Source organism: Actinomadura miaoliensis, assembly GCF_039536785.1.
GTDB classification, from domain to species: Bacteria; Actinomycetota; Actinomycetes; order Streptosporangiales; family Streptosporangiaceae; genus Spirillospora; species Spirillospora miaoliensis.
This window is the reverse complement of sequence record NZ_BAAAZG010000014.1, coordinates 1-24,818: the sequence shown is the minus strand read 5'-3', so window position 1 is coordinate 24,818 and position 24,818 is coordinate 1. Positions and strand designations below refer to the sequence as shown.

At 74.1% G+C, this 24,818-nt stretch carries 21 protein-coding genes; 19 read left to right on the top strand and 2 right to left on the bottom strand.

Going from position 1 to position 24,818, the window contains the following annotated elements; translation table 11 throughout:
* The first annotated feature begins 46 nt into the window (after positions 1-46).
* The gene (locus ABD811_RS11755) at positions 47-652 is read left to right on the top strand and encodes a cellulose binding domain-containing protein (RefSeq protein ID WP_344945241.1); all 606 of its coding nucleotides are present in this window, start codon (positions 47-49) and stop codon (positions 650-652) included.
* Positions 653-703: 51 nt separating this feature from the next.
* Complete coding sequence (gene thiD, locus ABD811_RS11750; protein ID WP_344945238.1) at positions 704-1,522, top strand: bifunctional hydroxymethylpyrimidine kinase/phosphomethylpyrimidine kinase; 819 nt, start codon at positions 704-706, stop codon at positions 1,520-1,522.
* A gap of 155 nt (positions 1,523-1,677) precedes the next feature.
* Here thiD and rpmB read toward each other — a convergent pair whose 3' ends face one another.
* Complete coding sequence (gene rpmB, locus ABD811_RS11745; RefSeq protein ID WP_030164391.1) at positions 1,678-1,872, bottom strand: 50S ribosomal protein L28; 195 nt, start codon at positions 1,870-1,872, stop codon at positions 1,678-1,680.
* Positions 1,873-2,140: 268 nt separating this feature from the next.
* On the opposite strand from rpmB, the gene ABD811_RS11740 reads away from it, so the two are divergent.
* The 17 genes from ABD811_RS11740 to ABD811_RS11660 all read left to right on the top strand — a co-directional run bounded on the left by ABD811_RS11740 (position 2,141) and on the right by ABD811_RS11660 (position 23,765).
* Positions 2,141-3,739: a DAK2 domain-containing protein gene (locus tag ABD811_RS11740; RefSeq protein WP_344945234.1), complete on the top strand. Its 1,599-nt coding sequence runs from the start codon at positions 2,141-2,143 to the stop codon at positions 3,737-3,739.
* Between the two features lie 38 nt (positions 3,740-3,777).
* Positions 3,778-5,985 carry an ATP-dependent DNA helicase RecG gene (gene recG, locus ABD811_RS11735; protein ID WP_344945231.1) on the top strand — a complete coding sequence of 736 codons (2,208 nt, stop codon included), beginning with the start codon at positions 3,778-3,780 and terminating at the stop codon, positions 5,983-5,985.
* 221 nt (positions 5,986-6,206) lie between these two features.
* On the top strand, positions 6,207-7,079 hold the full coding sequence (locus ABD811_RS11730; protein ID WP_344945226.1) for a HEAT repeat domain-containing protein: 873 nt from the start codon (positions 6,207-6,209) through the stop codon (positions 7,077-7,079).
* Between the two features lie 123 nt (positions 7,080-7,202).
* A complete protein-coding gene (gene rsmD / locus ABD811_RS11725; protein ID WP_344945224.1) occupies positions 7,203-7,772 on the top strand; it encodes a 16S rRNA (guanine(966)-N(2))-methyltransferase RsmD in 570 nt (189 codons plus the stop codon).
* A gap of 57 nt (positions 7,773-7,829) precedes the next feature.
* Positions 7,830-9,257 (top strand): penicillin-binding transpeptidase domain-containing protein, encoded by a 1,428-nt coding sequence (locus ABD811_RS11720; RefSeq protein ID WP_344945221.1) that lies wholly within the window; start codon positions 7,830-7,832, stop codon positions 9,255-9,257.
* Between the two features lie 118 nt (positions 9,258-9,375).
* Positions 9,376-9,861: a pantetheine-phosphate adenylyltransferase gene (coaD, locus tag ABD811_RS11715; RefSeq protein WP_344945217.1), complete on the top strand. Its 486-nt coding sequence runs from the start codon at positions 9,376-9,378 to the stop codon at positions 9,859-9,861.
* A gap of 96 nt (positions 9,862-9,957) precedes the next feature.
* Positions 9,958-10,578, top strand: a complete 621-nt coding sequence (locus ABD811_RS11710) for a YceD family protein (protein WP_425549394.1) — start codon at positions 9,958-9,960, stop codon at positions 10,576-10,578.
* A gap of 1 nt (position 10,579) precedes the next feature.
* On the top strand, positions 10,580-10,759 hold the full coding sequence (gene rpmF, locus ABD811_RS11705) for a 50S ribosomal protein L32 (protein ID WP_344945211.1): 180 nt from the start codon (positions 10,580-10,582) through the stop codon (positions 10,757-10,759).
* A gap of 307 nt (positions 10,760-11,066) precedes the next feature.
* Positions 11,067-11,864 carry a ribonuclease III gene (gene rnc, locus ABD811_RS11700; RefSeq protein WP_344945506.1) on the top strand — a complete coding sequence of 266 codons (798 nt, stop codon included), beginning with the start codon at positions 11,067-11,069 and terminating at the stop codon, positions 11,862-11,864.
* Between the two features lie 46 nt (positions 11,865-11,910).
* Positions 11,911-12,831 carry a bifunctional DNA-formamidopyrimidine glycosylase/DNA-(apurinic or apyrimidinic site) lyase gene (mutM, locus tag ABD811_RS11695; RefSeq protein ID WP_344945208.1) on the top strand — a complete coding sequence of 307 codons (921 nt, stop codon included), beginning with the start codon at positions 11,911-11,913 and terminating at the stop codon, positions 12,829-12,831.
* Positions 12,832-12,850: 19 nt separating this feature from the next.
* Positions 12,851-13,132, top strand: coding sequence for an acylphosphatase (locus ABD811_RS11690; protein WP_344945206.1), 282 nt, complete (start codon positions 12,851-12,853; stop codon positions 13,130-13,132).
* Between the two features lie 252 nt (positions 13,133-13,384).
* Positions 13,385-13,582 carry a hypothetical protein gene (locus ABD811_RS11685; protein WP_344945204.1) on the top strand — a complete coding sequence of 66 codons (198 nt, stop codon included), beginning with the start codon at positions 13,385-13,387 and terminating at the stop codon, positions 13,580-13,582.
* Between the two features lie 741 nt (positions 13,583-14,323).
* The gene (gene smc / locus ABD811_RS11680) at positions 14,324-17,995 is read left to right on the top strand and encodes a chromosome segregation protein SMC (RefSeq protein WP_344945201.1); all 3,672 of its coding nucleotides are present in this window, start codon (positions 14,324-14,326) and stop codon (positions 17,993-17,995) included.
* 150 nt (positions 17,996-18,145) lie between these two features.
* Positions 18,146-19,318, top strand: a complete 1,173-nt coding sequence (gene ftsY / locus ABD811_RS11675; protein ID WP_344945198.1) for a signal recognition particle-docking protein FtsY — start codon at positions 18,146-18,148, stop codon at positions 19,316-19,318.
* Between the two features lie 288 nt (positions 19,319-19,606).
* Entirely contained in the window at positions 19,607-20,962 is a 1,356-nt protein-coding gene (locus tag ABD811_RS11670; protein WP_344945195.1) for an ammonium transporter, read from the top strand.
* Positions 20,959-21,297, top strand: coding sequence for a P-II family nitrogen regulator (locus ABD811_RS11665; RefSeq protein ID WP_285493269.1), 339 nt, complete (start codon positions 20,959-20,961; stop codon positions 21,295-21,297). The genes ABD811_RS11670 and ABD811_RS11665 overlap by 4 nt, the downstream gene beginning before the upstream one ends.
* A gap of 8 nt (positions 21,298-21,305) precedes the next feature.
* Entirely contained in the window at positions 21,306-23,765 is a 2,460-nt protein-coding gene (locus ABD811_RS11660) for a [protein-PII] uridylyltransferase (protein ID WP_344945191.1), read from the top strand.
* A gap of 58 nt (positions 23,766-23,823) precedes the next feature.
* Here the strand turns inward: ABD811_RS11660 and ABD811_RS11655 are convergent, their stop codons facing one another.
* Positions 23,824-24,711 (bottom strand): hypothetical protein, encoded by an 888-nt coding sequence (locus ABD811_RS11655; RefSeq protein ID WP_344945188.1) that lies wholly within the window; start codon positions 24,709-24,711, stop codon positions 23,824-23,826.
* Positions 24,712-24,818 lie beyond the last annotated feature (107 nt).

The window sequence follows — 24,818 nt, the reverse complement described above, 5'->3', positions numbered from 1 at the left end:
ATTTGGTGCTGGTTTGGTATACATCCTCTGATCGAAGAGGGATGGGATGGGACGACACACCAAGCCGAACCGACCCGATGACGAGGGCGACGCCACCGGCGCGGATCCGCCGGAGACCGGCCGCCAGTGGTCCAAGCTCCTCGGTCTCGTTCCCCTTCCGCTCTTCCCGATGCTGGCGCTGGTAATCGCCGTCGGTGTGGTCGCCTACGCGTTCAGCACCCAGCAGATCTCCCTGAACTTCGCCGGCGGCGCCCCGTCCGAGCCGCACACCGGCAACCGTGAGAGCCAGGTGTCCGAACGCGGACAGGGCGACCGCGCCAGCCGGGGCGCCGAGCGCGCCGACGGCCTGGTGGTGGCCTTCCGGGTCGCCTCCCGCACCGAGACCGGCTACCGCGCCACCGCCACCGTCACCAACCGCGGCTCCCAGCCGGTGGCGAGGTGGGCCCTCGCCTTCAGGATCAAGAACTCCCAGATCGTGTCGTTCTCCGGCGCCAGCGTCGTGCGCACCGGCACGACCGGCCACGTGCGCAGCCGCCCCGGCGCCCAGGCCCTCGCCCCCGGCCAGTCCGTCCGGATCGTGTTCGTCGGCACCGGCACCCCGCACGGCCCGTACTACTGCGTCCTGAACCGCCTGCGCTGCACCCGGGTCTGACCCGCCTTCCGCGCGGATCATCCCGGCGGTGAAACGCCTAAAGTGGGCGGCATGACGCAGAACTCCCCAGCCGACAAGGCACTGCCGCTCGTGCTCACCGTGGCGGGCTCCGACTCCGGCGGCGGCGCCGGCATCCAGGCCGACCTGAAGACGATGTTCGCCCTCGGCACCCACGGGATGAGCGTCATCGCGGCGGTGACCGCGCAGAACTCCCTGGGCGTGCAGGGCTACTGGGAGCTGCCGCCCGAGGCCGTCCGCGCCCAGCTCGACTCGGTGCTGTCCGACATCGGCGCCGACGCGATCAAGACGGGCATGCTGGCGTCCTCCGCGCTGGTGGAGACCGTCGCCGAGGTGCTCGCCGGGGTGGACGCCCCCGTCGTGGTCGACCCTGTCGGCGTGTCCAAGCACGGCGACGCGCTGCTGGCCCCCGACGCCGTCGAGGCCGTCCGGAGCGCGCTGCTGCCCGCCGCCACCGTCGTCACCCCCAACCTCTGGGAGGTCGAGCAGCTCACCGGCGTGAAGGTGGTGGACGAGTCGGGGATGCGCGAGGCCGCCGAGGCGGTCAAGGCGCTCGGCCCCCGCTGGGTGCTGATCAAGGGCGGCCACCTGCCGGGCGAACCCGCCGACCTGCTGTTCGACGGTGAGCGGGAGTACCGCTTCACCGCGCCCCGCCACGACAACCGCCACACCCACGGCACGGGCTGCACCCTGGCGTCCGCGATCGCCTCCTACCTGGCGCGCGGCGAGGACGTCCACGACGCCGTGGCCAAGGCCAAGGAGTACGTCACCGGGGCCATCGCCGCCGGATTCCCCCTGGGCGCGGGCATCGGCCCGGTCGACCACGGCTGGCGGCTCCGCGAGTCCTCCTGACCCGTCCCGCGGACAAGAAAAAGTCGGCTCGCCGGAGAACCGGTGAGCCGACTCGTGGGGGTTCCAGGGGGTCGGCCCCCTGGGAGACACAGCGGGTGCGGCGACGGCGAAGTCGAGCGAAGCCCGACGAGCAGCCTCGGCCGCCCCGATCCGTCTCAGACGGTGGGCTTGACGACCTTGCCCGCCTTGATGCAGGACGTGCAGGCGTTGATCCGCTTGGTGCTGCCGTTCACGACGGCGCGCACGCGCTGGATGTTGGGGTTCCAGCGGCGCGGGGTGCGGCGGTGCGAGTGGGAGACGCGCATGCCGAAACCGGGTCCCTTGCCGCAGACGTCGCAGACGGAAGCCACGGGAAACTCCAAGTGGTGTCGATGCTGTGCGATGGAGCGACCGGTGTCTCACCGGACGGACCGGCGCTCGCGAATGGCACCCCGGACGAGGCGCACGGACCAGGGTAGCCGACCCGGCGTCGGAGAGGCGAATCGGCCGCGCCCGTACGCCGAGCGCGACCGGTTCCCAAGGGTACGGTGCGCGCGGTACAGATGGGGGCGCGGAAACCCCTGCGGCCCCCGGCGGACACCTCCGGCGGCGGCCGGGCACCGGTGGAGAGGGGCGAGTGTGGGCGAGGTCCTCGACGCGGCGGCGGTACGGCGGTGGAGCAGGCTGGCGGCCGACGCCCTCGGCCGGACCCGCGGTGAGATCGACTCCCTCAACGTCTTCCCCGTCCCCGACGGCGACACCGGCACCAACCTGCACCTGACCGTCCTGGCGGCCGCCGAGGCGGCGGAGCGGGCGGACGCCGACGTGGCCGGCGTGTGGCGGGCGCTGGCCCAGGGCGCGCTGCTGGGCGCCCGGGGCAACTCCGGGGTCATCCTCAGCCAGGTGTTCCGCGGGCTCGCGGAGATCCTCGGGCCGGGGGGCGCGTCCCCCGACCCGGTCCGCTTCGGGGAGGCGCTGGAGTACGCGGCGGTCCTGGCGCGCAACGCCGTCGCGCATCCAGTCGAGGGCACGATCCTCAGCGTGCTGGACGCCGCGTCCTCGGCGACCGGCGACGGCGCGACCGGGGACGACGGGACCGGCGGCCTGGCCGGAGCCGCCCGCGCGGCCGCCGCCGGGGCGCGGCAGGCGCTGCGCCGCACCACCGCGCAGCTCGACGTGCTGGCCCGCAGCGGCGTGGTGGACGCCGGCGGGGCGGGGCTGTGCGTGGTGCTCGACGCCCTCGCCGCCGTGCTCACCGACGAGTACCCCGAACGGTACGAGGTGCCCGCCCGCACCGGGGTCCCCCCGGCCGGGGAGCGCCCCGCCCGGCAGGAGGCCGCCCCCGGCTACGAGGTGATGTACCTGCTGGACGCGCCCGACGAGACCGTCCCCGACCTGCGCGAGGACCTCGACCGGCTCGGCGACTCCCTGGTCGTCGTGGGCGGCGACGGGCTGTGGAACGTCCACGTGCACGTCGACGACGCGGGCGCGGCCATCGAGGCGGGCCTGAGGGCGGGCCGCCCGCACCGCATCCGCGTCACCTACCTGCACGCCGAGGAGCACCCGCAGGCGCCGTGCGCGGGACGCGCCGTGGTGGCGGTCACGGCGGCCGACGGGCTGGCCGAGCTGTTCGAGAGCTGCGGCGCGCGGGTGGTGCGCCGCGCGCCCGGCGCCGCGCCGCCGCTGGCCGTGCTGGCCGACGCGATCATCGCGGCGGGCGACGAGGTGGCGGTGCTGCCCAACGAGCCGGAGGTGCTGGCCCTGGCCGAGGCCGCCGCGGAACGGGCCCGCGACAGCGGCGTGCGCATCGCGGTCGTCCCCACCCGGGCGTCGGTGCAGTGCCTGGCGGCGCTGGCCGTGCACGACCCGCTGCGCCGCTTCCACGACGACGTGATCGCCATGACCCGGGCGGCGGGCGCCACCCGGTTCGGGCATCTGGAGGTCGCCGCCGGGGAGGCCATGACCAGCGTGGGCCTGTGCCAGCCCGGCGACGTCCTCGGCCTGATCGAGGGCGACGTCGCCATGATCGGCGCGGATCTCGCCGACGTGGCCCGGCAGGTGCTGGACCGGATGCTGTCGGGCGGCGGCGAGCTGGTCACCCTCATCGCCGGCGCGCACGCCCCGGCCGGGCTGGCGGCCGCGCTGGAGGACCACCTGCGCGAGCACCGGCCGGACGTGGAGGTCGTCGTCTACGACGGCCGCCAGGAGCGGTACCCCCTGCTCGTCGGGGTCGAGTGACCCCGCCTCTGACGGCGCCGCGCGGTAGAAAGGGGGACGTGGCGAAACTCGACGAGCCGTTGCGCAAGGTCCTGGGGGACAGGACGGCCAAGGTGCTGGACAAGGGCCTGGACCTGCAGACCGTCGGCGACCTGCTGCACCACTATCCGCGCCGGTACGCCACCCGCGGCGAGCTCACCCCGCTCAACGACCTGCAGGACGGCGAGCATGTCACGGTGATGGCCGAGGTCGTCAAGGTGCAGGGCCGCACGCTGAGCCGCAGCCCCGGCTACGTCCTGGAGATCACCGTCACCGACGGCACCGGCGAGCTGAAGCTGAGCTTCTTCGGCCGCAAGGGCTCCTACCGGCCCGAACGGGAGCTGTCGCCGGGCACCCGCGGCCTGTTCGCCGGGAAGATCAGCACCTACCGCCCGCGCAGCGGCCGCGTGCAGCGCCAGCTGGCCCACCCCCAGTACAAGGTGGTCGCGGCGCGCGACGCCGAGGAGGCCGCCCAGGAGTGGGCCGACGAGATCATCCCGATCTACCCCTCCACCAAGGGCCTGGACATCGAGACGATCGGCAAGTCCGTCGGGGTCCTGCTGGACAACCTCGACGGCCTGGGGCTGGGCGACGACCCGCTGCCCGAGCCGATCCGGCGCCGCTACGGCTTCGTCGGCCTGCGCGAGGCGTACGAGGGCATCCACCGCCCCCGCGACTGGGAGGAGCTCGGCCGCGCCCGCAAACGGCTGAAGTGGGACGAGGCGTTCGTCCTGCAGATCGCGCTGGCCCGGCGCCGCCGTGCCGCGAGCGCCCTGCCCGCCAAGGCGCGTCCCCCCGTCGCGGACGGCCTGCTCGACGCCTTCGACGCCCGCCTGCCGTTCGAGCTCACCAAGGGCCAGCGCCAGGTCGGCGACGAGATCGCCGCGGACCTGGCCCGCGAGCACCCCATGCACCGCCTCCTGCAGGGCGACGTCGGCGCGGGCAAGACGATCGTGGCGTTGCGGGCGATGTTGCAGGTGGTGGACGGGGGCGGGCAGGCGGCGCTGCTGGCGCCGACCGAGGTGCTGGCGCAGCAGCACTACCGGTCGATCACCGGGATGCTCGGGGAGCTGGCCCAGGCCGGGCAGATCGGCGGGGCCGACCACGCCACCCGGGTGGCGCTGCTGACCGGGTCGCAGGGCGCCAAGGCCCGCAAGGAGGCGCTGCTGGACGTGGCGTCCGGCGCCGCGGGCATCGTCGTCGGGACGCACGCGCTGCTGCAGGGGCACGTGCAGTTCGCCGACCTGGGCCTGGTGGTGGTGGACGAGCAGCACCGGTTCGGGGTCGAGCAGCGCGACGCGCTGCGCGAGAAGGTGTCCGGGGGGCGGCCCCACGTGCTGGTCATGACCGCCACGCCGATCCCCCGCACGGTCGCGATGACGGTGTTCGGCGACCTGGAGACCTCGGTGCTGGGGCAGCTGCCGGAGGGGCGGTCGGAGATCCGCACGCACGTGGTGCCCCCGGAGAAGCCCGCGTACTTCGCCCGCATCTGGGAGCGCATCAAGGAGGAGGCGCGGCAGGGCCGCCAGATCTACATCGTCTGCCCGCGCATCGGCGAGCAGGAGGGCGCCGAGGACGACGCCCCGGTGGTGGCCGAGGACGAGGCCGAACGGCGCTCCCCGCTGGGGATCATGGAGCTGCTGCCCCGGCTGGAGGGCGACCTGCTGGCCGGGCTGCGCATCGGCGTCCTGCACGGCAAGCTGCACCCCGACGAGAAGGACGCGGTCATGCGCCGCTTCGCGGCGGGGGAGCTGGACGTGCTGCTGGCCACCACGGTCATCGAGGTCGGCGTGGACGTGCCGAACGCCACCGTCATGGTGATCATGGACGCGGACCGGTTCGGCGTCTCCCAGCTGCACCAGCTGCGCGGCCGCGTCGGCCGCGGCACCCTGCCCGGCCTGTGCCTGCTGGTCACCGACGCCGAGCCCGGCAGCGGGTCGCGTGAGCGGCTGGACGCGGTGGCCTCCACCACCGACGGGTTCCGGCTGTCCCGGCTGGACCTGGAGCAGCGCCGGGAGGGCGACGTGCTCGGCGCGGCGCAGGCCGGGCGCTCGTCCAGCCTGCGGCTGCTCACGCTGCAGCGCGACGAGGACGTCATCCGCGCCGCCCGCGAGGAGGCCACGCGGCTGGTGGACGAGGATCCCGATCTGGCCGGGCATCCCGCGCTCGCCGACGAGCTGGCCGCCCTCCTGGACGAGGACCGCGCCGACTACCTGGAGAAGGCCTGACCTGGCACGGGCCGCGTCCGGTCCTGTGACGGACGCCATGGCGAGGATTTCCTATTTAATAGGTTGACTTGGTGGGTTTTTTCGATGACGATGGGGTCGTGTCTCCGATCCGGCCCCTCACCGCGCGCCTGCACGTCGACTTCCGGCGCCAGGCCAGCGCGTTGTGTCCGCGCCGCTGAACCGAGGTCCACAGGTTCCGACGGCACCGGAGGCATTCCCCCATGACGACCACCGACCACAGCGGGCCCGCCGAGCTGGACGGGCTCCTGCGCGACCCCGAACCAGAGGTGCGCGCCGCCGCCCTTCACGCCCTGGCCGGGAGGGCCCGCGCCGGCCGCGCCCCGCTGGCCGCAGGCGACACCTTCGCCTGGGCGCTGGCCGACGCCGATCCCGGCGTCCGCCGCGTCGCCGCCGACGCGCTGCGCGACCTGCCCGAGCTGTACCTCGGGGAGGAGGGCGTCGAGGCGCTGCTGCTGGCTCGGTCCCACAGCGTTGACCCGTATGTGCGCGAGGCCGCCGCCGAGGTGCTGGCCGTCCTCACCCAGACGGCCTGCGAGCTGTACGCGCAGGGTCTGCACGACGGGGAGCCGCACCTGCGGGTACAGGCCGTCCTCGGGCTCGTCGCCCTGCGCGCCGCGGCGGAGGTCGCCGACGCCGCCGACGACCCGGCGCGGGAGGTGCGGGTCGCGGTCGCCGAGGGACTCGCCAGGCTGGCCCGGCCCGCCGGGCTGCCCGCCCTGGAGCACCTGCTCGCCGACCACGACCCGGTGGTGCGGATGGCCGCGCTGGACGCCGCCGCCGGGCTGCGCGTGCCCGAGCCGCTGGCCGGACGCGTCGTCACCGCCCTCGCCCACCCCAGCTGGCAGGTGCGGCGACGCGCGGCGCTGGCCCTGGGCGCCGCCGACGACCCGGAAACGGCGGTCCCGCCGCTCGTGCGGGCGCTGCGTGACCGTATCGTGGACGTGCGACGCGCAGCGGTCCAGTCTCTGGAACGATGGGCTTCGCACCGACCGGACGTGCTCACCGCCCTCACCGAGGCGCTGGCCGATCCGGATCCGGGTGTGCGCACGCAGGTCCGCTGGGCGCTGGCCTGACGGCCGGCGGCGCACACGGGCCCGGCACGGGCCCGATACCGGCGTGGGCGGGGCGTCCTGGGGTGGGGACGCCTCGCCCGCCTTATCTCACGGCCGCCATCCGAGCGCCGCGATACTGAGGGCATGACGAGGGTCATTGCGGGGAGTGCCGGCGGGCGGCGGCTGGTCGTGCCGGCGGGGCGGGACACGCGGCCTACCAGCGACCGCGCCCGGGAGGGGCTTTTCTCCACCATCGGCGCGCTGCTCGGGCCGCTGGACGGGCTGCGCGTCGTCGACCTGTACGCGGGATCGGGCGCCGTCGGCCTGGAGGCGCTGTCCCGGGGCGCCGCGCATGCGCTGCTGGTGGAGTCGCATCCGCGCGCGGTCAAAGTCATCCGGGAGAACGTGGCCGCCCTGGGCCTGCCGGGTGCGCGCGTCTGCGCCGACCGGGTGGAACGCGTCGTACGGCGCCCCCCGGACGAGCCGTACGACCTCGTCTTCGCCGACCCCCCGTACGCGCTGTCCGACGACGCCGTGACGAGTCTCCTGGAGACGCTGCGGGACCAGCAGTGGACGGCCCCCGACGCCCTCGTCGTCGTCGAACGAGCGGCACGCGGCGCCCCGCCCCAGTGGCCCGAGGGCTATCTCGCCGAGCGGGACCGGCGTTACGGTGAGGCCGTGTTCTGGTACGGCCGCGCCGTGGAGCGGTCGTAGGAGCAACCGGCGCCCCTGGGGGTATGGCTCCGGATGATGCGCGGCACCGACAAGGCAGTGAGGCGGACCTGGGTCCTCACGGTCGTCATGGTGCTCGCGCTCATGGCCAACGTCACCTACCTCCAGGGCTTCGACGCCCAGAACCTGCGCGACGACCGGCTCAACGCGCGGCAGTTCCAGAACCGCAACAAGATCGCGCGCGGGCCGATCGTGGCGGGCGGCGAGCGGCTCGCCTGGTCGCGGCAGGTGCCCGGCGAGCGCACCTACCAGCGCCGCTACCTGGACAGCAGGGTGTTCGCGCCGGTCACCGGATACTTCTCGCGGTTCTCCCAGAGCGGCCTGGAGGACGCGGGCAACCACATCCTGGACGGCACCGACCCCCGCCTGGCCACCACCAGCCTGGTCGACCGGATCCTCGGCAAGAAGATCCCGGGCGGCACGGTGGAGGCCACCGTCGACCCGGACGCCCAGCGCGCCGCCTACCAGGCGCTGGCCGCCTCCGGGGCCCGGCGCGGCGCCGCCGTCGCGCTCGACGCGTCCACCGGCGCCGTTCTGGTGCTGGCGTCCACGCCGTCCTACGACGCCAACGAGGTGTCGACCTTGGACGCCGGGCGGGCCGACGCGGCGTTCCGCAGGCTCAACGCCGACCCTCTCAAGCCGATGCTGAACAAGGCGACCGGCGAGCTGTTCCCGCCCGGATCCACGTTCAAGGCCGTCGTCGCGGCGGCCGCGATGACCGCGGGCGCCGACGAGGACACCCGGGTCCGGGCGGGCCGCGCCTACCGGCCGAGGGGCGCCGGACAGGCGATCAACAACGACGCCGCCGACATCGGCGGCCAGTGCGACCAGGCGGCCATCCCGCTGATCGACGCCTTCGCCCAGTCCTGCAACACCACGTTCGCGTACATGGGGGCCGAGCAGCCCGGCAACGCCGCCGTGGCCGACCAGGCGGCCAGGTTCGGCTTCGGCGGCCGCATCGCGATCGCCGACGGCGTGAACAGCGCGGCCAGCTCCTACCCGCGCACCGACCAGCCCGCGTTGGCCGCGCTGGGCGCGATCGGGCAGGGCAGCACCGTCGCCACGCCGCTGCAGATGGCCATGGTCGCGGCCGCGGCGGTCAACGACGGGCAGGTCATGAAGCCGTACCTGGTGGACCGGCTGCTGGGCGCCGACGGGTCGCCGGTGGAGAAGACCCGGCCGCGCCGCCTGGGCCGCGCCCTCTCCGCCGACCAGGCCCGGCGGATGCGCGACATGATGGAGGCCGTGGTGCGGGAAGGTACCGGAAAGACCCTGCAAGGCAGCGCCGTGCTGGGCGGTAAGACCGGCACCGCCGACGTGGAGGGCGCCTCGTACAACGACCGGTGGTTCATCGGCTTCGGTCCGCGCTCCGACCCCCGCTATGCCGTCGCGGTGATGACCGAGGCCCCCGGATACGGCATCAACTCCGGCCCCATCGCGGCCCGCGTCATCGCGGCCCTCGGCTAGCCGGAAGCCGGGTGTGGCCGGCCGCGGGCGGGGCAGGAGCCCGGGTGAAAGCGCACCGAACGCGGTTTGGTACGGTCGCGCCGCAGGTCGCAACCGCGGGACCGAAGGGGCTAACCTCGTGCGCCGTGTCGTCTGTCCGGGATCGTTCGACCCCGTCACCAATGGGCATCTCGACATCATCAGCCGGGCCTCCCGCCTCTACGACGAGGTGGTCGTCGCCGTTCTGATCAACAAAGCCAAGAAGAGCCTGTTCACCGTCGACGAGCGCGTCGACATGATCGCCGAGGTCACCAAGGAGTACGGCAACGTCAAGGTGGACAAGTTCTACGGCCTGACCGTCGACTACTGCCGGGAGCAGAACATCCCGGTGATCGTCCGGGGGCTGCGCGCCGTCAGCGACTACGAGTACGAGCTGCAGATGGCGCAGATGAACCACCGCATCGCCGGGGTGGAGACGCTGTTCATGGCCACCAACCCCGAGTACGCGTTCCTGTCGTCCAGCCTCATGAAGGAGGTCGTGCGGTTCGGCGGGGACATCTCCGGGCTGGTGCCCGACATCGTCCACGAGCGGCTCGTCGAACGCCTCCAGGAGCCCACCGCCTGAACCGGCGCCGGACGCCCCGAGTCGCCCTGAGTTGGGTGCTGGCCGTACGGTTCGGTACCCTGGGAAATCGGCCTGGAGCGACGGCCGTGATCCACCATGCGTCACGAAAGTAGGAATCCTCTGTCCCGCCTCGACTCGACCCGCCCGCTGGTGCTCGACACCCGAGCGCTGAGCCGGCAACCCGGGTCGTCGCGTGAGGAGACCCTGGTCGTGCCCGCCCCGGAGGATTTCGGCGTCGAGATGGTGGGCGTTCCCGAGGGCGCGGACCTGGAACTGGACCTGCGGTTCGAGGCGGTGCTGGAGGGCGTGCTCGTGACCGGGACGGTGCGCGTGCCCCTGGAGGGGGAGTGCGCGCGCTGCCTGGACCCGATCGCCTCGACCTTCGAGGCGGACTTCCAGGAGCTGTTCGTCTATCCTGACACCCGCTCCGGCGGGCACGCGGAGGACGACGAGCTCCGACTCGAGGACGACCTCATCGACCTCGAACCCGTGCTGCGGGACGCGGTGGTGCTGGCGCTGCCGCTGTCCCCGCTGTGCCGGGAGGACTGCCCGGGGCTGTGCCCGGACTGCGGCGCGCGGCTGGCCGACGTCGGCCCGGAGCACCGCCACGAGGCGGCCGACCCCAGGTGGGAGGCCCTTCGGGGCCTGCTTCCCCCGGATCTGCCTCCGGGCGGGAGCGGACCACACGACCGACGAGAAGGAAAGCAGGAGGGCTGACGTGGCCGTCCCCAAGCGGAAGAAGTCGCGCAGCAACACGCGGCACCGGCGTGCGCAGTGGAAGGCCACCGCGCCGAACCTGATCGAGTGCCCGACGTGCCGCGACAAGAAGCTCCCGCACGTCGCGTGCCAGACGTGCGGCACCTACGACCGGCGGCAGGTCATCACCCCGTCGGCCTGACCTACGTACCACGGGGGGCGGATCCGCGCGCGGCGCGGCCGCCCCTTGAGGTGCTTTCGCCATCGACCACCCGGCGGGCCGGGTCCGGCGCGGGCGAGCGAGGTCGGGGACGGGCGCCCGAGGCCGTGGTGCACGCCGGGAAAGGCCCCCTGGGCCGGTCGACCGGCGCGCACCTCGTCTTCGCGGAACTCTCCTCGCCGCACCGTCCCGTGCCGTCCGGCCGGTCGCCCGCCGTGACGGCAGCCGCGGCGCACGCGGCTGCGGGGCCTTGCGAGGAGGGCCTGTGAGCGCCAAGAAACCCGAACCCGTGCCCGCCGACCGCGCCGAACTCGTCGCCGCGCTCGGCGTGGACGTCTCCGACGAACTGCTGGAACGGGCGCTGACGCACCGTTCGTACGCCTACGAGAACGGCGGCCTGCCCACCAACGAGCGCCTGGAGTTCCTCGGCGACTCGGTGCTGGGCCTGGTCGTCACCGACACCCTGTTCCGCGGCCACCCCGACCTGCCCGAGGGGCAGCTGGCCAAGCTGCGCGCCGCCGTGGTCAACATGCGGGCCCTGGCGGGCGTGGCGCGGTCGCTGGGCGTGGGCGCCCACATCCGGCTCGGCCGGGGCGAGGAGGGCACCGGCGGCCGCGACAAGGCGTCCATCCTCGCCGACACCCTGGAGGCGCTGATCGGCGCCGTCTACCTGGACCGCGGCCTGGACGAGGCGTCCGCGCTGGTGCACCGGCTGTTCGACCCGCTGATCGCCCGTTCGGCGGGCCTGGGCGCGGGCCTGGACTGGAAGACCTCGCTGCAGGAGCTGACCGCGGTCGAGGAGCTGGGCGTGCCCGAGTACCACGTCGCCGAGAGCGGGCCCGACCATCAGAAGACCTTCCGCGCGTCCGTGCGGGTCGGCGGCGTCACCTACGGCTCGGGCGAGGGCCGCAGCAAGAAGGAGGCCGAGCAGCACGCCGCCGAGGCCGCCTGGAACGCCATCCGCGAGATGGCCGTGCGGCGGGAGGCCGCCAACGGACCCGAGCGGGACGCGCCGGGCGGCGGCGCGCGCGACGTCTCCGGCAACGGCGCCGCCGACGACGGCGCGGGCACGTCCGGGCGCCCGTAGTCTGGCGACATGATCGGATTCGCCGTGCACGCCCCGGGGGCCCGGAATGCCTGAGCTGCCCGAGGTCGAGGTCGTCCGGCGCGGGCTGGAACGCCATGTGGCCGGCCGCACGATCAGGTCCGCCGAGGTGCTGCACCCGCGCGCGGTGCGCCGCCACGTCCCCGGCCCCGACGACTTCGCCGCCCGCCTGCCCGGCCGCACGGTGGACGTCCCGCGCCGCCGCGGCAAGTACCTGTGGCTGCCCCTGACCGGCCCGGGGAGCGCGTCCGGCGACGGCGCGGGCGAGGCGCTGCTGGCCCATCTGGGCATGAGCGGGCAGCTGCTCGTCGGGGACCCCGGCCGGGCCCTGGAGAAGCACCTGCGGATACGGATCGTGTTCGACGACGACGGGCACGACCTGCGGTTCGTCGACCAGCGGACGTTCGGCCACCTGATGCTGACCGAGCTGGTGCCCGACGCCTTCGCCCCGTCGGTGGCGGTGGCGACGATGGCGTCCGTCCCGGAACCGATCGCGCACATCGCGGCCGACCCGCTGGAGGACGCCTTCGACGACGAGGCGTTCTACCGGGCGCTGCGCCGCAGGCACACCGGGGTCAAGCGGGCCCTTCTGGACCAGTCGCTGGTCAGCGGCGTGGGCAACATCTACGCCGACGAGGCGCTGTGGCGGGCGCGGCTGCACTGGGCGCGTCCCACCGAGACCCTCACCCGCGCCGAGGTGCGGCGCCTGCTGGAGGCGGCGCGCGAGGTCATGACGGCGGCGCTGGCGGTGGGCGGCACCTCGTTCGACAGCCTCTACGTCAACGTCAACGGCGAGAGCGGCTACTTCGACCGCTCCCTGGACGTGTACGGGCGCAGGGACGAGCCGTGCCGGCGCTGCGGCTCGCCGATCCGGCGCGACGCGTTCATGAACCGCTCGTCCTACAGTTGCCCGAAGTGCCAGCCGCGTCCCCGCCGGGCGCGCTACTGAAGGGCCGTGGGGGAGGGCTGTGACCGACGAGGCGACGGTGCGGCTGACCGCGTGGGTGCGGGGCCGGGTGCAGGGCGTGGGGTTCCGCTGGTGGACGCGGTCCCGGGCGCTGGAGCTGGGCCTGGCGGGCAGCGCCACCAACCTGCGGGACGGCCGGGTGGAGGTGGTCGCCGAAGGGCCGCGTACGGCCTGTGAGCGGCTGCTGGAGCTCCTGCGCGGCCCGGGCGCACCCGGACAGGTGACCGGCGTCGCCGAGCGCTGGAGCGAGCCGCGGGGCGCCGTCGGCTTCGAGGAGCGCTGACCGGCGTCCCGGGGCGGGGCCGCTGACCTGCGGGAAGGCGGGCGGCGCGCACGCCGGGACGAGGACCCGATGATCGGGTAGGGAATTCCGGTTTGTACCTGCTAAACTAGTGACGACAGGTTGTTACCGGCCTGTGATGTGCGTCTTGACCAGGACACCGGCCGGTGCGACTCTAGACGATACGCGCACCAACACTTCGTTGCTCTTCGTGCGCGATCCCTGCTGGTTACTCAGCGTGGAGGACCCTTAGTCATGGCGAAGGCTCTACTCGGCCACGTCGGCGGTCCCGACCCCCGGATGGTCGCGGAGATGCGGCGCCTGCAGCAGCGCGTACGTGATCTGGAAGCCGAGCTGGTACGGCTTCAGGCGGAGAACGACGCGCTCGCTTCGGCGGCAGACGACGACGTTATCTCGCTCGGGGTGAAGGACCGCGAACCGGCGCTGACCTGATCGGCGCCTTTTCCATCGAAACAACACAGGGACGCCGAGTCGGGCGTCCCTATTGTTTTGCACCTTTTTACTGGTCGTTGGTGATGTTCCCCACGGGGCGGCACGTCCTCGGCACGCCGCGCGAGACGTTGCGGCCGGGCCCGGTGCCGCCCGAGAAACTCCAGGTGGGCCGGGGTGCGTCGCATCCGGTACGGCCCGTCGTGGCAGCCGCCGGACATCCCGCCCGCCGGACGTGACGGCATCCGCCGCCGGATCCGGCAGACCATCAGGGCGACGCCGCGTCCCTTCGCGACCGAACGGAAGCGCCCTTTCCTCGCGACCGCCTGTCCCGCCGGAACGGACGGAAGATCGCCGCGACGGCCGAGGGCAGCACGGCCGTAGCCGGGCGGCACCCCCGGCCTCGACCGGGCCGGCGCCGTCCACGCCCGGCCACCAGCGCCCCTCGCCGCGTCGGCAGTGCCGACCCCCTCCCCGGTCGCCGCTTCCGTAAACGCGGTTTCCGCCGACGACGTTCGGCTGATACGGGCGGACCCCGGCACATCGGGCGTGGCACATTAGAAGGGAACGGCAGCGCGGATGCCGGGCCAGGGGCGTCTTGGCCGGTATCGTTCGACAAGCTCCCGGCCCTGCCGCCGGGAATGCGACACGGGCCCGCCCGTCTGGGGGACGTAGGGGCGGCCCGCACAAAGAGCGTTTCGGGGGCGTGGCCCTGCGCGATCCGTCGAGGAGGACAGCGAGCGCGTGTACCTGAAAAGCCTGACGCTGCGCGGCTTCAAGTCCTTCGCGTCCTCCACGACCCTGAAGTTCGAACCCGGCATCACCTGCGTCGTCGGGCCGAACGGGTCGGGCAAGTCCAACGTCGTCGACGCGCTGGCCTGGGTGATGGGCGAGCAGGGCGCCAAGTCCCTGCGCGGCGGCAAGATGGAGGACGTCATCTTCGCCGGGACCGCCAGCCGCCCCCCGCTGGGCCGCGCCGAGGTCGTCCTCACCATCGACAACGCCGACGGCGCCCTGCCCATCGACTACACCGAGGTCACCATCAGCCGGCTGATGTTCCGGTCCGGGCAGAGCGAGTACGCCATCAACGGCGACCCGTGCCGCCTGCTGGACATCCAGGAGCTGCTGTCGGACTCCGGCATCGGCCGCGAGATGCACGTGATCATCGGGCAGGGGCAGCTGGACCGGGTGCTGCACTCCGGCCCCGAGGGCCGCCGGGCGGTGATCGAGGAGGCCGCCGGCGTCCTCAAGCACCGCAAGCGCAAGGAGAAGGCGCTGCGCAAGCTGGACTCCATGCAGGCCAACCTGACGCGCGTGCAGGACCTGGTCGGCGAGCTCCGCCGCCAGCTCAAGCCCCTCGGCCGGCAGGCCGAGATCGCCCGCCGGGCCGCGGTCATCCAGGCCGACCTGCGCGACGCCCGGCTGCGGCTGCTCGCCGACGACCTGGTCACCCTGCGCACCAGGCTGGAGCAGGAGGCCGCCGACGAGGCCGCCGTGCGGGAGCGGCGCGCCGAGACCGAACGCGCCCTGGCCGAGGCGCAGCGCCGCGAGGGCGAGCTGGAGGCCGAGGAGGCCATCGAGGCGCCCAAGCTGGCGCAGGTCCAGGACACCTGGTTCAAGCTGTCGGCGCTGCGGGAACGGCTGCGCGGCGTCGCCGACCTGGCCGCCGAACGGCACCGCAACGCCACCGAGGCGCACGAGGAGGAGCGGCGCGGCCGCGACCCGGAGGAGCTGGAGCGCGAGGCCGCGCAGATCCGCGAGCAGGAGGAGATGCAGCGCGCCGCCCTGGAGGAGGCCCAGGCCGGGCTGGACGGCGCCGTCGCCGAACGCTCCGGCGCCGAGGAGGCCCTCGCCGCCGAGGAGCGCCGCCTGCAGGCCGCCGCGCGCGCCGCCGCCGACCGCCGCGAGGAACTGGCCCGGTTGCGCGGACGTGTGGAGGCGCTGCGCAGCAAGGTCCACGCGGGCGAGTCGGAGATCGGCCGTCTCGCCGAGGCCCGCGCCGAGGCCGAGGCACGCGCGGAGGCGGCCCAGGCCGAGTACGAGGCGTACGAGGGCGAGGTCGTCGAGGACCCCGAACTCGTTGCCGAACACGAGCTCGCCCAGGAGACTCTGGCCACCGCCAAGGAAGCCCTTGAGGAGGCCCGCGCCGCCGTGGACGGGCCCCGCCAGCAGTTGAAGGCCGGCCGCGCGGCCGTGGCGGCGGCCCGCTCGGCCGACCAGGCCGCCCAGAAGAACGTGACGGCCCTGCAGGCCCGTATCGAGGCGTTGAACCTGACCCTGGGGTCGGCGGCCGACGGCGGGGAGGCGCTGCTCGCCGCGGGCTCCGACGGCTCCCTGCGTGGCGTCCTCGGTACGGTGGCGTCGCTGCTCACCGTGCGGCCCGGCTACGAGACGGCCGTGGCCGCCGCGCTGGGCGGCGCCGCCGAGGCCATCGCGGTCGGCTCGCTGGACACGGCGGAGGCCGCGCTGACGCTGCTGCGCGCACGCGACGCGGGACGTGCCGGCCTGGTCGTCGGAGGCGGGGTGGAGACGCCGCCGGACGACCGCGTCCCCGGCGTCGACTACGCGGCCGACGCGGTGACCGTCCCCGACGAGATCCGTCCGGCCCTGCGGCACCTGCTGCGCGACGTGGCCGTGGTGGACGACGTGGCGGCCGCCGCCGAGCTCGTCCGGCGCGAGCCGGGCCTGCGCGCCGTCACCCGCGACGGCGACCTCGTCGGCGCCCACTGGGCCCAGGGCGGCGCCGCCGGAGGCGCCCAGAGCCTGCTGCAGATGCGCGCCACCCTCGACCAGGCCACCGAGGACCTCGCCGCCGCCGAGGCCGCCGCCGAACGCAGCGCCGCCGACCTCGCCGAGGCCGTCGAGGCCGAGCAGCAGGCCCAGAGCGCCCTGGACGCCGCCCAGGCGGCCGTCAACCAGGCCCAGTCGGGCGTCAACCAGGCCCAGAGCGACCTGGACCGCGTCCGCGGCAGGCTGCGCGAGTTCGAGAGCAAGGCCGCCCAGGAGGCCAAGCACGCCGCCCGGCTGGAGGCGGGCGTGCGCGCCGCGCGCGGCGAGGTGGAGCGGCTCACCAAGGCGCTGGACGCGGCCAACGAGTCCCTGGGACGCGACGCCCAGGCCGCCGAGGAGCTGGCCCTGCGGCTGGCCGAAGCGGAGGAGGCCGCCGAGGTCGCCGACGACGCCGGGCACGACACCGAGGCCCGCGACGAGCTGGCGGCCCGCTGCCAGGAGCTGCGCGCCGCCGAGATGGAGGCGCGCCTGGCGGTCCGCACCGCCGAGGAGCGCGTCCAGGCCATCGCCGGCCGCGCCGACGCGCTGGAACGCGCCGCCCGCCGCGAACGCGAGGAGCGCGTCCGGGCCGAACGCCGCCGCGCCCGCCGCCAACGCCAGGCCAAGATCGCCCAGGCGGTGCTGTCGGGCGCCCGGCAGTCCTTGGACCGCATCGAGGTGTCGCTGTCGGCGGCGGTCGCGCAGCGCGAGGCCGCCGAACGCGCCCGCGCGGCCCGCGAGTCGGAGCTGAAGGTGGTGCGCACCCAGGTCCGGGAGCTGTCGAGCACCCTGGAACGGCTGGTCAACGTCGTGCACGGCAGCGAGGTCGCCCGCGCCGAGCAGCGGCTGCGGCTGGAGCAGATGGAGCAGCGGGCGCTGGAGGAGTTCGGCCTGGAGGTCGAGGCGCTGATCAACGAGTACGGGCCCGACCAGCCCGTCCCGCCCGGCCCCGAGGCGGGGGAGGACGCCCGGCCCGTCCCGTACGACCGGGCGGCCCAGGAGAAGCGCGCCAAGACCGCCGAACGCCAGCTCAACCAGCTCGGCAAGGTCAACCCGCTGGCCCTGGAGGAGTTCGCCGCCCTGGAGGAACGCCACGCGTTCCTCACCAACCAGCTGGAGGACCTGAAGAAGACCCGCCGCGAGCTGCTGGGCATCGTCAAGGAGGTCGACGACCGCGTTCAGCAGGTCTTCGGCACCGCCTACGAGGACACCGCCCGCGAGTTCGAGCGGATCTTCGTGCGGCTGTTCCCCGGCGGTGAGGGCAGCCTGTCGCTCACCGACCCCGAGAACCTGCTCGAAACGGGCGTGGAGGTCGCCGCCCGCCCGCCCGGCAAGAAGGTCAAGCGGCTGTCGCTGCTGTCGGGCGGCGAACGCTCCCTGGTGGCGATCGCGTTCCTGGTGGCGGTGTTCAAGGCCCGCCCGTCCCCGTTCTACGTGCTGGACGAGGTGGAGGCCGCCCTCGACGACACCAACACCCAGCGCCTGCTCACGGTGTTCGAGGAACTGCGGGAGAACTCCCAGCTCATCATCATCACCCACCAGAAGCGCACGATGGAGGGCGCCGACGCCCTCTACGGCGTCAGCATGCGCGGCGACGGCGTCACCCAGGTCGTCAGCCAGCGCCTGCGCGAACCCGAACCCGCCTAGCCCGCCCGCCTAGCCCGCCCGGCCTGCCCGCCCGGCCTGTCCCGGACGAGACGACCGGATGACCGTGAGCCGACTGGAGGATGGACGCCCAGGGCGGGTAGTGGACCGGTGGTCGGCGCATCGGCGCCGGTCTGGAAAACTGGGGACGCTATGGAGTATCTGATCCTCATCGCCGGGCTGACCGTCCTCGCGCTCGTCGTGGGCGGCGTGTTGTTCTTGCGGCCCGGCCGCCGCAAGCCCCGCCCGCCCGTCGAGCCTCCGGCGCCGCCCACCGTGACGGGCGCCGGCACCGTCACCGTCGAGGAGGAGGATCGGGCGGCGACGACGCTTGAGCGCGCGCCGCCGGTGGAGGCGCCGCCCGCGCCGCCCGCCCCGCCCAAGCCCGAGATCGAGGTCCCGCCGCCGTCGGCGGGACGGCTGGTGCGGCTGCGGGCGCGGCTGGCCCGGTCGCAGAACGCCTTCGGCCGCACCCTGCTCGGCCTGCTGTCGCGCGAGACGCTGGACGAGGACGCCTGGGAGGAGATCGAGGACACGCTCATCGGCGCCGACATCGGCGTGAGCGTGGCCCGGCAGATCACCGACGACCTGCGCACCCGCGTGCAGGTGCTGGGCGCCCGCACCCCCGAGGAGGTGCGCGCCCTGCTCAAGGAGGAGCTGGTCAAGCAGATCGGCCCGGACCTGGACCGCTCGCTGCGCACCGCGCGGCACGGCAACCGCCCGGCGGTGCTGCTGGTCGTCGGCGTCAACGGCACCGGCAAGACCACCACCTGCGGCAAGCTGGCCCGCGTGCTGGTCGGCGACGGCAACAGCGTGGTGCTCGGCGCCGCCGACACCTTCCGCGCCGCCGCCGCCGACCAGCTGGTGACGTGGGGCTCGCGGGTCGGCGCCGAGGTGGTGCGCCGCGACGAGGGCGCCGACCCCGCCAGTGTCGCGTTCGAGGCCGTCAAGACCGGCATCGACACCAAGGTCGACACGGTGATCGTCGACACCGCCGGGCGCCTGCACACCAAGACCGGGCTGATGGACGAGCTCGGCAAGGTCAAGCGCGTGGTGGAGAAGCAGGCCGAGGTGGACGAGGTGCTGCTGGTGCTGGACGCCACCACCGGCCAGAACGGCCTGCAGCAGGCCCGCGTGTTCGCCGAGGTCGTCAACGTCACCGGCATCGTGCTCACCAAGCTGGACGGCACCGCCAAGGGCGGCATCGTCGTGCAGGTGCAGCGCGAGCTCGGCGTCCCGGTCAAGCTGGTGGGGCTGGGCGAGGGGCCCGACGACCTCGCCCCGTTCGAGCCGGAGGCGTTCGTCGACGCCATTCTCGGGGACTGAGCCGGCGCTCCGTCCGCCGGACGATTCCGTCACATACGCCCCAGTGGCACCGCAGGTGCCGCTGGGGCGTTCTTCTTTGCTGGTTTCGGACGCCTGTCAAGGCGTGTTACGTCCGTCGAAGACGGCCGGAAAAAGCGAAACAACGGCCGGTGAGGGTTTCGAAACATTTCAGAAACATCCCTGTGGCGGGTTTCACACCGTAGAAACACAAGGGCCTTTCGGGTGAAACGGCTTCCTAACACGCTCTGAGCAGTCCAAGTTCCGTGTCGAGGAGGGACTCTCCCCGAGATGAAGATCGATAGCGGCAGTACCGCCTGGATGCTGGTGAGCACGGCGCTCGTGCTGCTCATGACGCCCGGAGTGGCCTTCTTCTACGGCGGCATGAGCCGGGCCAAGAGCGTGCTCAACATGATGATGATGAGCTTCGCCAGCATCGCCGTGGTGGGGATGATCTGGGTCGTGTACGGCTACTCGCTCGCCTTCGGCGACGGAGGGGGGCTCAGCTCGTTCATCGGGGGATTCGGCGACGCGGGCCTGGTCGGGCTGGAGAAGGCGGCCACGGCCGACGACGGCTCGGGCATCCCGCAGCTGGTGTTCGTGGCCTTCCAGGCGACGTTCGCCATCATCACCGTCGCGCTGATCAGCGGTGCGGTGGCCGACCGCGCCAAGTTCGGCGCCTGGCTGGTGTTCACCGTGGTGTGGGCGACCCTGGTGTACCTGCCGATCGCGCACTGGGTGTGGTGGTCCAACGGCGACGACAAGGCCGGGTGGATCTTCGACCTGGGAGCGCTGGACTTCGCCGGCGGGACGGTGGTGCACATCAACTCCGGTGTCGCGGCCCTGGCGCTCGCCCTGGTCCTCGGCAGGCGCAAGAACTGGCCGAAGGAGCCGAGCCGCCCGCACAACCTGCCGTTCGTGCTGCTGGGCGCCGCGCTGCTGTGGTTCGGCTGGTTCGGGTTCAACGCCGGGTCCGCGCTGGCCGCCAACGAGACCGCCGCGGTGGCGTTCATCAACACCATGGTCGCGACCTGCGCCGCCGGGTTCGCCTGGATCGTGGTCGAGAAGCTGCGCGACGGCGCGTTCACCACGCTGGGCATGGCCTCCGGCATCGTCGCGGGCCTGGTCGCCATCACCCCGGCCTGCGCGTTCGTCACGCCGATCGGCGCGATCGCGCTCGGCCTGGTCGCCGGCGCGGTGTGCGCGTTCGCGGTCGGCCTGAAGTACAAGCTGGGCTACGACGACTCGCTGGACGTCGTCGGCGTCCACATGGTCGGCGGCATCGTCGGCGCGCTGCTGATCGGCATCCTGGCCACCACGGCCGTCAACGACGCCGGCGCCGACGGGCTGCTGGCGGGCGGCGGGCTCGGGCTGCTGGGCAAGCAGGCGGTGGCCGTCGTGGCCACCCTCGCCTACTCGTTCGTGGCGACGTTCGTCATCGCCAAGGTCATCGACCTGGTCATGGGCTTCCGGATCCCCGAGGACGAGGAGCTGAGCGGGATCGACACCGCCACGCACGCCGAGACCGCCTACGATTTCGGCGGTGTGCCGTCCGGGACGTCGCTGGCCGCGGCCGCGTCCCACAAGTCCCCCGCCGTCTCCGAGGGCGGCGCCGCTTCGACCAAGAAGGTGCAGGCCGACGCATGAAGCTGGTCACCGCTGTCATCAAGCCGTTCAAGCTGGACGAGGTGAAGGCGGCCCTGGAGACCTTCGGGGTCAAGGGGCTGACCGTCAGCGAGGCCAGCGGCTACGGCCGCCAGAAGGGGCACACCGAGGTGTACCGGGGCGCCGAGTACAAGGTCGACCTGGTGCCCAAGCTGCGCGTGGAGATCCTCGTCGACGACGAGGACGCCGCCGACGTCATCGACGTGGTCGTCAAGGCCGCGCAGACCGGCAAGATCGGCGACGGCAAGGTGTGGGCCGTCCCGGTGGAGACCGTCGTGCGCGTGCGCACCGGCGAGACCGGCCCCGAGGCCCTGTAGGTCACCGCGTGGCCCTCGTTCACGGAACATCCGGGGGAGAGATCGAGGAGACCCGTTCGGCGACCGGCACGGGCGGCACCACGGACACGGCCCGCGCAGCACTGGCGGCTGCGCGGGCCGCGCGCGCCGACGAGCTGGACCGCTGGCTGACCGGTCTGTTGGCAAGGGAGCGCGTGCCGCACCGGGACGCCCCCGCGCGGGGGGTGGCCCTGCTGGCGGTGGGCAGCCACGCCCGCCGCGAGCTGACCCCGGGCGGCGACCTGGACCTGGTGCTGGTGCACGACGGCCACCCCGAGATCGCCGACATCGCCGACCGGGTCTGGTATCCGATCTGGGACGCGGGACTGCGGCTGGACCACTCGGTGCGCACGGTGACCGAGGCGCGGGCCGTGGCGCGCGCCGACATGAAGGCGGCGCTCGGGCTGCTGTCGGCCCGTCCGATCGCCGGCGACCGCGCCCTGGTCGGCGAGCTGCGCGCCGCCGTGCTGGCCGACTGGCGGGCCGACGCCGGCCGGCGGCTGGCCGAGCTGGCGGGCATGTGCCGCGAGCGCTGGCGGTCCCAGGGGGAGCTGGCGTTCCTGCTGGAACCCGACGTCAAGGAGGCGCACGGCGGGCTGCGCGACGTGCACGTCATGCAGGCGGTCGCGGCGTCCTGGGTGGCGTCGGCGCCCGGCGAGCGCGTCCGCGCCGCCCACGGCCTGCTGCTGGACGTCCGGCACGCGCTGCACGAGGTCACCGGCCGCGCCACCGACCGGCTGGTCCTCCAGGAGCACGAACCGGTCGCGCACGCCCTCGGCCTCCTCGACGCCGACGTGCTGCTGCGCGCCGTCGCCGAGGCCGCCCGGACGATCACCTACGCGGGCGACGACCTGTGGCGCCGCGTCGAACGCTTCTGCGCCTCCCGCCGCGGCACCGGCACCCCGCGCTCACTGCCGCCCACCGCCGAGACCGAGGCCCGTCCCGGCCCGGCGATGAGCGCTGGGGCGGGCACCGGGCGGGCGCCGGGACGCGGCGTGGCGCGCGGGGTGGAGCGCAAGCCGGTGGGGGACGGCGCCGTCGAGCACGACGGCGAGGTCGTCCTCGCCCGGGGCGCCGACCTCGACGACCCCGCCCTGGTGCTGCGCGTCGCCGCCGCGGCGGCCCAGGCGGGCCTGCCGCTGGCCCCCGCCACGGTCGACCGGCTCGCCGAACGCGCCGCGCTGCCGTCCGCGCCCTGGCCCGACGCGGCCCGCGACGCCCTCGTCGCCCTGCTGGGCGCGGGCGGCGCCGCCATCGGCGTGTGGGAGGCCCTGGACCAGGCCGGGCTGATCGTCCGGCTCATCCCCGACTGGGAACGCGTCCGCAACCGGCCACAGCGCAACCCGTTCCACCGCTTCACCGTCGACCGGCACCTGGTGGAGGCCGCCGCCGAGGCCGCCGCGCTCACCCGCGAGGTCGCCCGGCCCGACCTGCTGCTGGTGGGCGCCCTGCTGCACGACATCGGCAAGGGCTGGCCCGGAGACCACTCGGCCGGCGGCGCCGTCGTGGCCCGCGACCTGGGCGCCCGGATGGGCTTCGCGGACGGCGACGTGCGCGTGCTGGAGACCCTCGTCCGGCACCACCTGCTGCTGCCCGACACCGCCACCCGCCGCGACATCGACGACCCCGCCACCGTCCAGGCCGTCACCAGGGCGCTGGAGGCCGTTCCGGGACGGGAACGCGAAACCCTTGAGCTGCTGTCGGCGCTGGCGGTCGCCGACGCCAAGGCCACCGGCCCGTCCGCCTGGGGGAGCTGGAAGGCCCGGCAGGTGGCCGAGCTGTCCCGCCGCACCGCCGCCGCCCTGTCCGGGGGGACGCCGCCCCCCGCCCCTGTGCTCGGCCCCGAAACCCTGGCTCTGGCCCGCCACGACGGGGGCGCGGTGCGCATCGCGGGGTCGCGCGTCACCATCGCCGCCCCCGACCGCCCCGGGCTGCTGTGGCGCGCGGCGGGCGTGCTGGCCCTGCACAGGCTCGTCGTACGTTCGGCCCGAACCGTGTCGTCCCCCTCGGCCTCGTCCCGCGACACCGCCGTGCTGGACTTCACGGCCGTCCCCGAGTACGGCACACCGCCCGACCCCGCCGCGCTGGAAGCCGACCTGCGGCGCATGCTCGCCGACCGGCTCGACGTGGCCGAACGCCTGGAACGGCGCGCGCGGTCCATGCGGGTCCGTCCCGGCATCACCGTGCCGCCCCCGCGCGTCGGCATCGTCCACGACGCGTCCAGCACCGCCACCGTCGTGGAAGTCCGCGCCCACGACCGCCCGGGCCTGCTGTGGCGGATCGGGCAGGCCCTAGGGGAGTGCGGCCTGTTCGTGCGCGCCGCCCAGGTCGACACGCTCGGTGCCGAGGCGGTGGACGTCTTCTACGTCGTCGATTCGCAGGGACGCCCCCTCACCGACCCCGACGCCCTGGCATCGGTACGCCGACACGTCCTGGCCGCGCTGCGCTGACACCACCGTCAGGGGGTGGGGAGGCGGCTTCGGGGGCACAGCCGCCTCCCCACCCGGCTCAGGGTGCGTCCGGCCCGTGTCCGGGCCACCCGGGCTTGTCGGGACGCGGGCCAGGCCGGTGGGAACCCGACGGACGGCCGGTCGGCCTGTGCGGGGAGACGCCATCGGGCTTCTCCCCGAAGCCGGGGCTCGGGGTGCTCTTGGGCTTTTTGTTGCCGTTGTTGTCGTCGCGGCCCGTCGGCCTGGTGTCGACGGGGGGACGGCTGCTCTGCGCAGGGCTCCGCGGCGTGGACGCCCCGTTGCTTCCCTGCGGCGTCGGCCGCAGCAGCCGCGAGCAGTAACCGGCCACCTGGCCCTTGCTGCCCGCCGCCTCGGCGAGGTCGTGGAACCGCCGCGAACGCAGCGCCTTCGCCTTGTCGTTGTTGTCCAGGCCCGCGTAGTCGCGGCACTGCTCGACCAGTTTCGGGTCGGCCGCCGTCCCCTTGGAGGGGTTCGTCGTGCCGCCCGGCCGCGGCGGAACCGGCGTGGGCGCGGTCGGGGAGGACAGCGGTCTGCGGGACGAGGACGTGTCCTTACCGGCGGGCCCCAGGGGCAGGGTCCCCGTCCCCGCCGCCACCGCGACCCCGCCGCCGACCACCGTGACCAGCACCGCCGCAGCGATCTTCGCGGTGAACGCGCCGGCGAGCCGCGGACGGCCCCGCCCCGCCCGGTGCGACGCCGTGGCCCTGTGCGGCGCGGCGGCCCCGTGCGGCGCGGCGGCGCTCGCCGAGGACGCGGCGCGGAAGGCGGCGACGGCGGCCTCCTCGCCCGCCAGCTCCGAGTCCTGGGCGGGCGCGGCGGCGCTGGCGAGGAGCCGGGCGAGGGGATCGGCGTGCGGACCGTCCGCCGCGCCGTCGAGCAAATGCTCCGCTGCGGCGCGGTCGAAGTCCTGGCTGCCCGTACTCATTTCACTCTCTCCAGCGCCACATCCCCTTGAGCTGTCACACCCGGGCCCGTTCACGCCTGACCGGCCGTCGGGCCGCGCCGGTCCTCGGCGGGCCCGACGGTCCGCCG

Excerpts from the sequence above, each read along its gene's own strand:
- ABD811_RS11755 (WP_344945241.1), top strand. The coding sequence starts at position 47 with ATGGGACGACACACCAAGCCGAACCGACCCGATGACGAGGGCGACGCC.
- thiD (WP_344945238.1), top strand. The coding sequence starts at position 704 with ATGACGCAGAACTCCCCAGCCGACAAGGCACTGCCGCTCGTGCTCACC.
- ABD811_RS11730 (WP_344945226.1), top strand. The coding sequence starts at position 6,207 with ATGACGACCACCGACCACAGCGGGCCCGCCGAGCTGGACGGGCTCCTG.
- rsmD (WP_344945224.1), top strand. The coding sequence starts at position 7,203 with ATGACGAGGGTCATTGCGGGGAGTGCCGGCGGGCGGCGGCTGGTCGTG.
- ABD811_RS11710 (WP_425549394.1), top strand. The coding sequence starts at position 9,958 with ATGCGTCACGAAAGTAGGAATCCTCTGTCCCGCCTCGACTCGACCCGC.
- mutM (WP_344945208.1), top strand. The coding sequence starts at position 11,911 with ATGCCTGAGCTGCCCGAGGTCGAGGTCGTCCGGCGCGGGCTGGAACGC.
- ABD811_RS11685 (WP_344945204.1), top strand. The coding sequence starts at position 13,385 with ATGGCGAAGGCTCTACTCGGCCACGTCGGCGGTCCCGACCCCCGGATG.
- ftsY (WP_344945198.1), top strand. The coding sequence starts at position 18,146 with ATGGAGTATCTGATCCTCATCGCCGGGCTGACCGTCCTCGCGCTCGTC.
- ABD811_RS11670 (WP_344945195.1), top strand. The coding sequence starts at position 19,607 with ATGAAGATCGATAGCGGCAGTACCGCCTGGATGCTGGTGAGCACGGCG.
- ABD811_RS11665 (WP_285493269.1), top strand. The coding sequence starts at position 20,959 with ATGAAGCTGGTCACCGCTGTCATCAAGCCGTTCAAGCTGGACGAGGTG.
- ABD811_RS11655 (WP_344945188.1), bottom strand. The coding sequence starts at position 24,711 with ATGAGTACGGGCAGCCAGGACTTCGACCGCGCCGCAGCGGAGCATTTG.